Origin of the sequence: Streptomyces sp. YS-3 (assembly GCF_045257485.1) — a bacterium.
Taxonomy (GTDB): domain Bacteria; phylum Actinomycetota; class Actinomycetes; order Streptomycetales; family Streptomycetaceae; genus Streptomyces.
Genome location: NZ_JBJHPC010000189.1, coordinates 1 through 11809, shown reverse-complemented (window position 1 = coordinate 11809; position 11809 = coordinate 1). Strand labels below are relative to the sequence as shown.

The window sequence follows — 11809 nt, the reverse complement described above, 5'->3', positions numbered from 1 at the left end:
GAACACCACGTCGAAGGGGGTTTCGGGGGCGGGGCCCGCAACGATCTGCTCCGCTTTTCCGTTACGTACCTCGGCGCCCGGAAGGCCCAGTACGCGCACGTTGTCGCGGACGGTCTTCACGGCCCGCGCGTCGGCCTCCACCAGCAGCGCGTGCGAGGCGCCCCGGGAGAGCGCCTCCAGGCCGACCGCGCCCGACCCGGCGTACAGATCGGCGACCCGGATGCCCTCCAGCGTGCCGAGCAGGGCCTCCCAGGTGGAGAAGAGCCCCTCGCGCGCGCGGTCGGAGGTGGGGCGGGTGCCGTTGCCCGGCGGAACGGCCAGGCGGCGTCCGCCGGCCCGGCCGGCGATCACGCGGGTCATCTGAGTCCTTGTCGGTGTACGGGTGTCACTGGTGTCCCCCAGTTTCTCAGAACCCGGCGCGGACGCGGCCCGCGCGCCCCACCGGTCAGTCCTTGTCGAGGTACGGCTCAGCCCTTGTCGAGGTACTGCTCCCGGTCCTTGTCCAGCAGCGCGTCCAGAGCCGTCCGCAGCGCGGGCAGCCCCTCCAGGTCCGGGTCCCGGCTCACCACCGCCACCGCCTCCTCGCGGGCCGCCGCGATCACCTCCTCGTCCTCGATGACCGCGAGCATCCGCAGCGAGGAGCGCACCCCGGACTGGGCCTGGCCCAGCACATCGCCCTCGCGCCGCTGCTCCAGGTCGATCCGGGAGAGCTCGAAGCCGTCCAGGGTCGCCGCCACCGCGTTCAGCCGGGCCCTGGCCGCGCTCGCCTCCGGCATCTCGGTCACCAGCAGGCACAGACCGGGGGCGGAGCCGCGCCCGACACGGCCGCGCAGCTGGTGCAGCTGCGAGACACCGAACCGGTCCGCGTCCATGATCACCATCGCGGTGGCGTTCGGCACGTTCACCCCCACCTCGATGACCGTGGTCGCGACCAGCACGTCCACCTCGCCGGCCGCGAACCGGCGCATCACGCCGTCCTTGTCGTCGGGCTGCATCCGGCCGTGCAGCACCTCCACGCGCAGCCCCTGGAGCGGGCCCGCGCGGAGCTGTTCCGCCATGTCGAGCACGGCGAGCGGCGGACGCTTCTCCGCCTCGTCCTCGGCCGCCTTCTTCTTCGCGGCCTTCTTCTCGTCCTCGTCGGCCAGGTCGCCGATGCGCGGACACACCACGTACCCCTGGTGGCCCTTGGCGACCTCCTCGCGGACCCGCTCCCAGGCGCGGGCCAGGAAGTGCGGCTTGTCCTGGGCGGGGACGACATGGCTGGCGATGGGCGAGCGCCCGGCCGGGAGCTGGTCGAGGACGGAGGTCTCCAGATCGCCGAAGACCGTCATCGCCACCGTGCGCGGAATGGGGGTGGCGGTCATCACCAGGAGGTGCGGGGTCCGCCGCTCCCCCCGGGTGTGCCCCTTGCCGCGCAGGGCGTCGCGCTGCTCGACGCCGAAGCGGTGCTGCTCGTCGACCACGACCAGGCCCAGGTCGTGGAACTGCACCTTGTCCTCGATCAGCGCGTGCGTGCCGATCACGATCCCGGCCTCGCCGGTGACGAGGTCGAGCAGGGCCTGCCGGCGGGCGGGGACGCCCATGGAGCCGGTGAGCAGCACGACCTTCGTACCGAGGTCGGAGCCGCCCAGCATGCCGCCCTCGGCGAGCTCGCCCATCATCTCGGTGATGGAGCGGTGGTGCTGCTGGGCGAGGACCTCGGTGGGGGCGAGCATCGCGGCCTGGCCGCCGGAGTCGACCACGGCGAGCATCGCGCGCAGGGCGACCATCGTCTTTCCCGAACCGACCTCGCCCTGGAGCAGGCGGTGCATCGGGTGTTCGGTCGCCAGGTCGCCGAAGATCTCCGCGGAGACGTTCTGCTGGCCGTCGGTGAGGGTGAAGGGCAGCTTGGCGTCGAAGGCGTCGAGCAGGCCGCCGGGGACGGGTCGGCGGGCCACGGCAGGCAGTTGCGCGTCCGCGTACCGCCGCCGGGCCAGGGCGACTTGGAGGACGAACGCCTCGTCCCACTTCAGCCGCTGGCGGGCCTGCTCCACGTCGTCCTTGGTGTGCGGCCGGTGGACCTTGAGCAGCGCCTCGGGCAGCGGTACGAATCCCCGGCCCTCGCGCAGGGACGCGGGCAGCGGGTCGACGGCCTCCCGGGCGCTGGGCAGCACCGCGTCGACCGCCTTGGCGATCTTCCAGGACTCCAGGCCCTTGCAGGCGGGGTAGATCGGGATGAGCGCGCCCGCCCAGGAGTCGACCACCTCGGCGGAGTCGCCGTCCTCGTCGCCGTCGGCGGCCAGCTTCGCGTACGTGGGATGGGCGAGCTGGAGGCGGCGGTTGAACATCGACACCTTGCCCGCGAACATCGCGCGGCTGCCGGGCAGCAGTTCCTTGTGCGGCTTGTGGATGCCGCGGCCGAAGAAGACCAGCTGGAGGCGGCCACTGCCGTCGGTGATCGTGATCTCCAGGCGCTGGCCGCGGCCTCCGTTGAAGGTGTGCACGCGCGCGTCGGCCACCTGCGCCACCACCGTGACGTCCTCGTCGAGGGGCAGCTCGGCCAGTCTGGTGAGCTGGCCGCGCTCCTCGTACCGCCGCGGGTAGTGGTGCAGGAGGTCGCCGACCGTGTGCAGGTCGAGCTGCTCGGCCATCACCTTCGCGGTGGGTCCGCCGAGCAGCTTCTTCAGTGGTTCTTCGAGCGCAGGCACGCGATCCATTGCACACCACGCCACTGACATCCCGCAGGAGGCCCCGGCCGCCTGTGGACAACTCGGCGGGGCGCGACCGCCGGCCCGGTCGGTTACTCGACGCCGATCAGCAGCGGGGAGCTCTGGTTGCCGCCCTCGTAGACGACCGTGTCGACCGCCAGATGGGCCTCGCGCACATGGGCCTCGATGCCCGGGGCCAGCTCCGCCGGGGTGTCCGCGGCCCGCACCAGGGTGACCAGCTCGCCGCCCGCGGCCAGCATCCGGTCGAGGACGGCCACGGCCGTACGGCCCAGGTCCTGGCCGATCACGGCGACATCGCCGTCGATGAGGCCCAGCACGTCGCCGGCCTGGCAGATGCCCGCCGTTGTCCACGACTGCCGCTCGGCGACGGCCAGTTCCGCGTACCGGGTCGCGCCGGCCGCCGCGGTCATCGCCACCACGTCCTCGTCGAAGCGGCGGTCGGGGGCGTGCACCGCGAGCGCGGCGAGGCCCTGGACGGCGGACCGGGTGGGGATGAGCGCGACCCGTACGCCCTCGGCGCGCGCCTGCTCCACGGCGACGGCGGCGGTGTGGCGCAGCTCGGCGTCGTTGGGCAGCAGGACCACCTCGCGCGCGTGGGCGCGGCGGATCGCGTCGACGAGCTCGCCGCTGGCCGGGGGTTCGCCGGGCCGGGCCAGGACGGCGGTGGCCCCGGCCTCGGCGCAAAGACCGGCCAGGCCCTCGCCGGGCACCACCGCGACGACGGCCCGCTGGACCTGTTCGCGCGGCTCGGGGTGCGCGCCGAAGTGAGTGATGCGGATCCGGTACGGGCGGCCCGCCTCCACGCCCGCCTCGACGGCCGCGCCCGCGTCGTCCACATGGACGTGGACGTTCCACAGGCCGTCGCCGCCGACGACCACCAGGGAGTCCCCCAGCGCGTCCAGCCGGCCCCGCAGCCGTGCCACCGCCCCGTCGTCCGCCTCCAGGAGGTAGATCACCTCGAAGGCGGGTCCGGCGGTCTCCGCCCCCTGGACCTCCTCGGCCGGGCAGGCGGGCGCGTCGRGCGGCGCGTGTCTCTCGTGCCGGACGGCCGGAACCTCACCGGAGAGCGCCTGCGCCAGCGCCCCCAGGACCGTCACCAGACCCCAGCCGCCCGCGTCCACRACCCCGGCGCGGCCCAGCACCGCGAGCTGGCCGGGTGTCTTCTCCAGGGCCCGCCGGGCGCCCGCGTAGGCCGCGCTCGCCACGGCCGCCGCGTCGCCGTCCGCCGCGCCGTCGGCGTCCCGGGCGGCGCCGGCCGCCTCGGCCGCGGCCGTCGCCACCGTCAGGACCGTGCCCTCCACGGGGTGCGCGACCGCCTCGTACGCCGACTCGGCCGCCCTGCGCAGGGCTCCCGGGAGGTCCGTGCCGCGTTCGGTGAGGACCTCGGCCATACCGCGCAGCAGCTGGGAGAGGATCGTGCCGGAGTTGCCGCGGGCGCCCAGGAGGGCGCCGTGGGCCATGGCCCGTATGACGTCGGCCGTCTCGGGCACCTCGGTGTACGCGGCGAAGACCGCCTCGACCGCCTGGTGGGCGGACTCGAAGGTCAGATAGAGGTTGGTGCCGGTGTCCCCGTCCGCGACGGGGTAGACGTTGACCGCGTCGATCTCCTCGCGGTCCCGGCCGAGCCCGTCCAGGGCCAGCGAGCACCAGGCGCGTACCGCGACGGCGTCGAGAGTCTGCGGCACCTGGTGTCCTCCTAGAGCGGCCGGTGAGCTGCGGGCCAGCAGCAGGGTAGACCCGGGGAGGGGCTCGGGCCCGGGGAGGGGGGCGGCCCCGGTCATGGTAGTTTCGTATCTCGGGAGCAGCCGTTGTATGCTGCTTCGGTTGCCCGGCGAGAGTCGGGCCATTCCCCCGGCAAGCCACCTCAGATCTCTGATCCGGTGCGCCGGATTTCACTGTAAGTGCATCTGAAGTCTTTGGAGTGACCCGTGGCTGCCAACTGCGACGTCTGCGGCAAGGGGCCGGGCTTCGGCAACAACATTTCGCACTCGCACCGCCGTACGTCTCGTCGCTGGAACCCGAACATCCAGCGCGTGCGTGCCGTGGTCGGTCGGACGCCGAAGCGGCTCAACGTCTGCACCTCGTGCATCAAGGCCGGCAAGGTCTCGCGCTAACGCCGACGTTTCGTCGTAGCGCAGCCTTTCCGGTTGCCCAGAATGCCGGTCCACCCTCGGGTGGGCCGGCTTTCTGTCGTTCCCGGGCGGCTGCGGTCCGGTTCTGCGGGCTGTCGCGCGATTTCCCGCGCCCTTCAGGCGGGCTCCTGCGCCTCTCGCCCGGTGCGCAGCCGCCAGCCGTGGTCCACCGGGCCGATCCCGGCCCCCAGGGCGAAGCCCGAGGCGATCGCCGCCGTCACGTACTCCTTCGCCGCCCGCGCCGCCTCCGGGACCGGCGCCCCCTTGGCCAGGGACGACGCCAGCGCCGAGGCCAGGGTGCAGCCCGTGCCGTGGGTGTGGCGGTTGTCCCGGCGAGGGGCCCGGAGCCAGTGCTCCTCGGCGCCGTCCGTGAGCAGGTCCACCGCCTGCGGTGACGTCGAGCCCGCCAGGTGGCCGCCCTTGATCAGGGCCCAGCGCGGGCCGAGGGCGAGGATCGCCTGCGCCGCCCGCCGCATCCCGTCCTCGTCCTCCACCCGTACGCCCGTGAGCTGCGCCACTTCGTCCAGGTTGGGCGTGGCCACCGTCGCCGTCGGCAGCAGCAGCCGGCGTACGGACTCCAGCGCCTCGGCGGCCAGCAGCGCGTCCCCGTGCTTGGAGACGCCCACGGGGTCCACGACCACCGGCGCGTCCGTGTCCGCGAGGAGCTCCGCCACGGTCTCCACCAGGACGGCCGAGGAGAGCATCCCCGTCTTCACGGCCTGGACGCCGATGTCGTCGACGACCGAGCGGTACTGCGCCCGGACCGCCTCGGCGGGCAGCTCCCAGGCACCCTGGACGCCCAGCGAGTTCTGCGCGGTCACCGCGGTGATCACACTCATCCCGTGGACGCCCAGGGCCAGCATCGTCTTGAGGTCGGCCTGGACGCCGGCGCCGCCGCCGGAGTCGGAGCCGGCGACGGTCAGCACCCGGGGCGGCGCGGTGTTCACTCCGCGTCCCCGAAGTGGTCCCAGCCGCCCTTGGCGGTCCAGGGGGCCCCGTCGACCGTCACCTGGGGCAGCGCGGAGGGGTTGAGGACCTCCCCGATGACCCTCCAGCGGGCGGGGAGCTTCACGTCCGGCGGGAAGGTCGCGACGATCGCGTGGTCCTCTCCCCCGGTCAGCACCCACTGGAGCGGGTCGACGCCGACCGCCTGGCCGATGTCGCTCATCTGCGTCGGGATGTCGATCAGCCCCGAGCGCAGGTCGATACGGACCTTGCTCGCCTCCGCGATGTGCCCGAGGTCCGCCACCAGGCCGTCGCTGACGTCCGTCATGGCGGTGGCGCCGAGACCGGCGGCGGCCGGGCCCGCGTGGTACGGCGGCTCCGGACGGCGGTGGGCCTCCACGAAGGCGCGCGGCGAGCGGAAGCCGCGCGAGAGGACCGCGTAGCCCGCCGCCGACCAGCCCAGCCAGCCGGTGACCGCGACCACGTCGCCGGGCTGCGCGCCGCCGCGGGTCACCGGCTCGTGGTTGCGCAGGTCGCCGAGGGCGGTGATGGCGACGGTGATGGTGTCGCCGCGCACCACGTCGCCGCCGACCACGGCCGCCCCCGCGACCTGGCACTCGTCACGGATGCCGTCCATCAGCTCGACCGGCCAGGTGGCCGGGAGCTCGGCCGGGACGACGAGCCCGAGCAGCAGCGCGGTGGGGACCGCGCCCATGGCGGCGATATCGGCCAGATTCTGCGCGGCGGCCTTGCGCCCCACGTCGTACGCGGTCGACCAGTCGCGCCGGAAGTGGCGGCCCTCCAGAAGGATGTCCGTGCTCGCCACCACCCTGCGGTCGGGTGCGGTCACGACCGCGGCGTCGTCGCCGGGGCCGATCCGTACCGCGGGGGTCGAGGTGAGCCGGGAGGTCAGCTCCCTGATGAGCCCGAACTCCCCCAACTCGCCCACAGTGCCTCTCACCGTGCCACCTCTCATCCTCGTACCCCTTGGGACCCGGCGCGCTCGCGGTCGCGAGCCGTCACCTCGGTGGGTACCGTCAACTCATACGTCAACTTCTGCCGCGCGCACGCGGATGTGTGAGCGCCCGCGCCTGCGCGGTACTCCCGCGGGCGCACGGCGACGCGATACCGTGGCGTCTCTTTCTTCCCCCCTTGGGCCTCCCCGCCGTAGGGAGGGGACATGATCCTCGTGGCCGCCCTGGAGGTTCCGTGGTACAGGCGTACATCCTCATCCAGACCGAGGTGGGCAAGGCGTCGACCGTCGCCGAGACCATCGCAAAGATTCCGGGGGTGATCCAGGCCGAGGACGTCACCGGGCCGTACGACGTGATCGTGCGCGCCCAGGCCGACACGGTCGACGAGCTGGGCCGCATGGTGGTCGCCAAGGTCCAGCAGGTGGACGGGATCACCCGCACTCTGACCTGCCCGGTGGTTCATCTGTAGCCCCCGCTTACCCTTGGCCGGTGACTTCCTCTCGCCGCCGGTCCCTCCTCCTGCCCGCAGCCGCCCTCGCCCTGCTGGCCGCCGCGGGCTGCTCCTCCACGGACGCGAAGGCGACGATCACGGTTCCCAGCCCGCCGAAGGAGACCGCCGCGCTCTGCGGCGCGCTGCACAAGGCGCTGCCCCAGAGGCTCGACGGGCTCGGGCGGAACGATCCCAGCCCGGCGTCGGAGCTGACCGCCGGGTGGGGCGATGACGGGATCGTACTGCGCTGCGGGATCGACCGGCCGGAGAAGATGAACGATCCCGAGGCGGACGGGGTGACCGTGGACGGCGTCAACTGGCTCCTGGAGCAGTCGAAGGGCGGCTTCCGCTTCACGACGACCTATCGCAAGGCGTATGTGGAGGTCACCCTGCGGACGGCGGCCGGGAAGCCCGCCGGAGACATCGGGTGGCTCACCCAGCTCGCCGGACCCGTCAAGAAGACGGTTCCGGCGAGCCTGTAGCGCCCGCGCCGGGCGCGGACGGGCCGCGGCCGGCGGCGGCTAGCGCAGGCCCGTCGAGCGCCGCAGCGCCGCCTCGATCAGGCGGTCCACCAGCTCCGCGTAGTCCACGCCCGTCGCCTCCCACATCCGCGGGTACATGGAGATCGGCGTGAACCCCGGCATCGTGTTGATCTCGTTGATCACGAACTCGCCGTTCTCCTGAAGGAAGAAGTCCGCCCGGACCAGGCCCTCGCAGGACGCGGCCTCGAAGGCCTCCACGGCGAGCCGGCGGACCTCCGCGGTCGCCTCGGCACCGATCGGCGCGGGCACGATGCCGTCGGCCGAGTCGATGTACTTCGCCTCGAAGTCGTAGAAGGCGTGGTCGCTCACCGGCGGGATCTCGGCCGGCACGCTCGCGCGCGGCCCGTCCTCGAACTCCAGGACGCCGCACTCGATCTCCCGGCCCCGCAGCAGCGACTCCACCAGGAACTTGGGGTCGTGGCGCCGCGCCTCCTCGATGGCCTCGTCCAGGCCGTCGAAGGAGTCGACCTTGGTGATGCCGAAGGAGGAGCCCGCCCGGGCCGGCTTGATGAACAGCGGCCAGCCGTGCTCGCCCGCGAACGCGGCGATCCGCTTGCGGGCGCCCTGCTCGTCCTGCTCCCACTCGCGCGGGCGGATCACCAGGTAGGGGCCGACGGCCAGCCCGAAGGAGGTGAACACCCGCTTCATGTAGTCCTTGTCCTGGCCGACGGCCGAGGCGAGGACGCCCGAGCCGACGTAGGGGACACCGGAGAGTTCGAGCAGCCCCTGCAGGGTGCCGTCCTCGCCGTACGGGCCGTGCAGCACCGGGAAGACGACGTCGACCTCGCCGAGCGCCTTGGGGACCGCGCCGGGCTCGCTGAACACGACCTCGCGGTTGTTCGGGTCCACCGGGAGCACCACGGCGCCCTCGGCGGACTCGGCGAGCTCGGCGACGCTGGGCACCTTGCGGTCGGCGATGGCCATCCGCTCGGGCTCGTCGGCGGTGAGCGCCCAGCGGCCGTCCGTCGTGATGCCGATGGGCAGCACGTCGTACTTCGTACGGTCGATGGCGCGCAGCACGGCACCGGCGGTGACGACCGAGATGCCGTGCTCGGAGCTGCGGCCACCGAACACGACGGCCACCCGCGGCTTGCGCGGCTGCTGGGTGCTCGATTCAGGGCTCTGGGGGAGGTTCTCGCTGCTCATATCGCGATGAGCGTACCCGTTCGACCCGTGTGGTTCAGCGCCGCTCGGGCTTGGCGCTGCGCGACATCAGCTCCTTGAGCGCGACCACCGGCGGCTTGCCCTCGTGGACGATCCCGACGACGGTCTCGGTGATGGGCATGTCGACGCCGTGGCGGCGGGCCAGATCCAGCACGGACTCGCAGGACTTGACGCCCTCGGCGGTCTGCCGGGTGACCGCGATGGTCTCCTGGAGCGTCATGCCCCGGCCCAGGTTGGTGCCGAAGGTGTGGTTGCGCGAGAGCGGCGAGGAGCAGGTGGCGACGAGGTCGCCCAGGCCCGCGAGGCCGGAGAAGGTGAGCGGTTCGGCGCCCATCGCCAGGCCGAGCCGGGTGGTCTCGGCCAGGCCCCGGGTGATGAGCGAGCCCTTGGCGTTGTCGCCCAGGCCCATGCCGTCCGCGATGCCGACGGCGAGCCCGATGACGTTCTTCACCGCGCCGCCGAGCTCGCAGCCGACGACGTCGGTGTTGGTGTACGGGCGGAAGTACGGGGTGTGGCAGGCGGCCTGGAGGCGCTGGGCCACGGCCTCGTCGCGGCAGGCCACCACGGCGGCGGCGGGCCGGCGCTGGGCGATCTCCTTGGCGAGGTTGGGGCCGGTGATCACGGCGACGCGGTCGGCGGGGACCCCGGCGACCTCCTCGATCACCTCGCTCATCCGCTTGGCGGTGCCGAGTTCGACGCCCTTCATCAGCGAGACGAGGACGGTCCCGGGCGCGAGCAGCGGCGTCCAGGCGGCGAGGTTGCCGCGCAGGGTCTGCGAGGGCACGGCGAGGACCGTGAAGTCGGCGCCGGCGGCGGCCTCGGCGGGATCGCTGGTGGCCCGTACCGCGGCGGGCAGTTCGATGCCCGGCAGGTAGTCGGGGTTGGTGCGGGTGGTGTTGATGGCCTCGGCGAGTTCGGGGCGGCGGCCCCAGAGGGTCACCTCGCAGCCCGCGTCGGCGAGGACCATGGCGAACGCCGTACCCCAGGAGCCGTTGCCGAATACTGCTGCCTTGGTGGCGGCGTGCGTCACTTGGTGCCCTCCCCGGCGGCCTTGCGGCGCTGCTGCGCGCGGACTTCGCGCGGATCGTACGGCCTCGCGGGGGCGCTCTCGCCCCGGATCTCCTCCAGCTGGCGGGTGACCGCGGCCATGATGGCCTCGGTCGCCTCGCGCAGCACCTCGGGGGTGGGCTCCTTGTCGTAGAAGCGCGCGAGGTCGACCGGCGGACCGGCCTTCACCTGGAGGGTCTTGCGGGGGAAGAAGCGGACCTTCTTCTCCTTGGCGTAGGGCGGCATCGCCAGGTTGGCGCCCCACTGGGCGACCGGGATGACCGGCGCCTTCGTCTGCATGGCGGCGCGCGCCACCCCGGTCTTGGCGGTCATCGGCCACATGTCGGGGTCGCGGGTGAGGGTGCCCTCGGGATAGAAGACGACGCATTCACCGCGCTCGATCGCCTCGACGGCGGCCCGGAAGGCGCCGAAGGCGTTGGAGGACTCGCGGTAGACCGGAATCTGGCCGGTGCCCCGCAGCAGCGGTCCCACCACCGGCACCTTGAAGAGCGCGGCCTTGGCGAGGAACCGGGGCACCCGTCCGGTGTTGTACTGGAAGTGCCCGTAGGAGAACATGTCGAGATAGGAGTTGTGATTGACGGCGGTGATAAAGCCACCGTCCTCCGGGATGTTCTCCATTCCGTGCCAGTCCCGCTTGAAAAGCACCACCAGTGGAGGTTTGGCGATGACCGCTGCCAGGCGGTACCAGAAGCCGATTCTGCGGCGGGACACTCGGAGCACCTTCCTCTAGGACAGACCACTGTCGGCCACCACGCGACTTGCGCAGGGAGCAAGTGTCGCCCCGGCCCTCCGGTCTGTCGAGAACACCGTACGCCCCGACCGTGCGGGGCCCGCTCCTGGCCGGGTGACAATGGGCCCCGTGCTGTCCAGCGGCTGTCCGTTCGACCGGACGGGGAGCGACGAGAGCGAGGGGGACGCCACGAACACCGCATCGACAGGCCGCTGGTCGCTGGTCGTGCCGCTGAAGCCGTTGACGCTGGCGAAGAGCAGGCTCACGGCCGCGGTCGGCGCGGCGCTGCGGCCCCGGTTCGCTCTGGCGTTCGCCCTGGACACCGTGGGAGCGGCCCTCACCTGCCCGGCGGTACGGGATGTGGCGGTCGTCACGGATGATCCGCTGGCGGGCGCGGAGCTGGCCGCGCTGGGCGCCCGGGTCGTCGCCGACCGCCCGCGCGCGGGCCTCAACGCCGCCCTCGCGCACGGGGTGTCCACGGTGCGGCGGACGCGCCCGGGGGCGGCGGTCGCGGCCCTGAACGCGGATCTGCCCGCGTTGCGGCCGGCGGAATTGGGGCGGGTACTGGATGCCGCCTCCGTATTTCCGCGCGCATTTCTGGCCGATGCGGCGGGAATCGGGACGACATTTCTTTCGGCCGCCCCTGGAGTGGATTTGGCCCCCGCATTCGGCGGTCCCTCCCGGGCCGCGCATTCGGCGTCGGGCGCGGCGGAAATCGTGCTGCGCGGCGTGGACTCGGTGCGCCGGGACGTGGACACCGGAGCGGACCTGCGGATCGCGCTGGCGCTGGGCGCGGGGCCGGCGACCGGGGCGCTGCGGGACGCGGTGGAGGCCGTCCCCGGGTACCGGCGCCGGGGCGGTAACGCCGCCCGCCGGGGCACTAGGCTGCCAGCCATGCAGGCGACCGCGTACACATACGACTTCGAGACCCGCAGCGGCAGTGTGCTGCTCGACGACGGCACCCCGGTGGGCTTCGGGGCCGAGGCCTTCGACGCGGGCGGGCTGCGGCTGCTGCGGGTGGGCCAGCGGGTCCGTATCGAGACGGAGGGCGAGGGC

The 11809-nt window shown here is 73.0% G+C and carries 11 protein-coding genes and 1 pseudogene; 4 read left to right on the top strand and 8 right to left on the bottom strand.

The genetic code is table 11. The annotated features are described in order from the left end of the window. The 3 genes from ACJA3G_RS17410 to ACJA3G_RS17400 form a co-directional block, all read right to left on the bottom strand. Nucleotides 1-360, bottom strand: a 360-nt coding sequence (locus tag ACJA3G_RS17410; protein ID WP_406553912.1) for an RsmD family RNA methyltransferase, incomplete at its 3' end; no start/stop codon positions are given. Between the two features lie 107 nt (nucleotides 361-467). Next, nucleotides 468-2696: an ATP-dependent DNA helicase RecG gene (recG, locus tag ACJA3G_RS17405; RefSeq protein ID WP_406553911.1), complete on the bottom strand. Its 2229-nt coding sequence runs from the start codon at nucleotides 2694-2696 to the stop codon at nucleotides 468-470. An 83-nt stretch (nucleotides 2697-2779) separates the two neighbouring features. Beyond that, nucleotides 2780-4393 (bottom strand): DAK2 domain-containing protein, encoded by a 1614-nt coding sequence (locus ACJA3G_RS17400; protein WP_406553910.1) that lies wholly within the window; start codon nucleotides 4391-4393, stop codon nucleotides 2780-2782. 243 nt (nucleotides 4394-4636) lie between these two features. Here ACJA3G_RS17400 and rpmB point away from each other — a divergent pair, with 243 nt between their 5' ends. Next, nucleotides 4637-4822: a 50S ribosomal protein L28 gene (gene rpmB, locus ACJA3G_RS17395; protein WP_003957616.1), complete on the top strand. Its 186-nt coding sequence runs from the start codon at nucleotides 4637-4639 to the stop codon at nucleotides 4820-4822. 134 nt (nucleotides 4823-4956) lie between these two features. Here the strand turns inward: rpmB and thiD are convergent, their stop codons facing one another. Together thiD and ACJA3G_RS17385 are read right to left on the bottom strand one after the other, a co-directional pair. Next, the gene (thiD, locus tag ACJA3G_RS17390) at nucleotides 4957-5787 is read right to left on the bottom strand and encodes a bifunctional hydroxymethylpyrimidine kinase/phosphomethylpyrimidine kinase (RefSeq protein ID WP_406553909.1); all 831 of its coding nucleotides are present in this window, start codon (nucleotides 5785-5787) and stop codon (nucleotides 4957-4959) included. After that, nucleotides 5784-6746, bottom strand: a complete 963-nt coding sequence (locus ACJA3G_RS17385) for a thiamine-phosphate kinase (RefSeq protein ID WP_406553908.1) — start codon at nucleotides 6744-6746, stop codon at nucleotides 5784-5786. The genes thiD and ACJA3G_RS17385 overlap by 4 nt, the downstream gene beginning before the upstream one ends. Nucleotides 6747-6994: 248 nt before the next feature. Here ACJA3G_RS17385 and ACJA3G_RS17380 point away from each other — a divergent pair, with 248 nt between their 5' ends. Beyond that, nucleotides 6995-7228 (top strand): Lrp/AsnC family transcriptional regulator, encoded by a 234-nt coding sequence (locus ACJA3G_RS17380; protein WP_064070330.1) that lies wholly within the window; start codon nucleotides 6995-6997, stop codon nucleotides 7226-7228. 20 nt (nucleotides 7229-7248) lie between these two features. Then, nucleotides 7249-7731, top strand: coding sequence for a DUF3515 domain-containing protein (locus ACJA3G_RS17375; RefSeq protein ID WP_406553907.1), 483 nt, complete (start codon nucleotides 7249-7251; stop codon nucleotides 7729-7731). 39 nt (nucleotides 7732-7770) lie between these two features. Here the strand turns inward: ACJA3G_RS17375 and ACJA3G_RS17370 are convergent, their stop codons facing one another. The 3 genes from ACJA3G_RS17370 to ACJA3G_RS17360 are packed head-to-tail and all read right to left on the bottom strand — an operon-like array spanning nucleotide 7771 to nucleotide 10734. Next, entirely contained in the window at nucleotides 7771-8937 is a 1167-nt protein-coding gene (locus ACJA3G_RS17370; RefSeq protein WP_406553906.1) for a D-alanine--D-alanine ligase family protein, read from the bottom strand. Between the two features lie 34 nt (nucleotides 8938-8971). Beyond that, a complete protein-coding gene (locus ACJA3G_RS17365) occupies nucleotides 8972-9985 on the bottom strand; it encodes an NAD(P)H-dependent glycerol-3-phosphate dehydrogenase (RefSeq protein WP_406553905.1) in 1014 nt (337 codons plus the stop codon). Further along, entirely contained in the window at nucleotides 9982-10734 is a 753-nt protein-coding gene (locus ACJA3G_RS17360) for a lysophospholipid acyltransferase family protein (protein WP_406553904.1), read from the bottom strand. The genes ACJA3G_RS17365 and ACJA3G_RS17360 overlap by 4 nt, the downstream gene beginning before the upstream one ends. 139 nt (nucleotides 10735-10873) lie before the next feature. On the opposite strand from ACJA3G_RS17360, the pseudogene cofC reads away from it, so the two are divergent. Then, nucleotides 10874-11560, top strand: a pseudogene (gene cofC, locus ACJA3G_RS17355) (2-phospho-L-lactate guanylyltransferase); the annotation flags it as partial. Between the last annotated feature and the right edge of the window lie 249 nt (nucleotides 11561-11809).

Bases quoted from the DNA above. Each gene is read 5' to 3' on its own strand.
- recG (WP_406553911.1), bottom strand. From the start codon at position 2,696: ATGGATCGCGTGCCTGCGCTCGAAGAACCACTGAAGAAGCTGCTCGGC.
- ACJA3G_RS17370 (WP_406553906.1), bottom strand. From the start codon at position 8,937: ATGAGCAGCGAGAACCTCCCCCAGAGCCCTGAATCGAGCACCCAGCAG.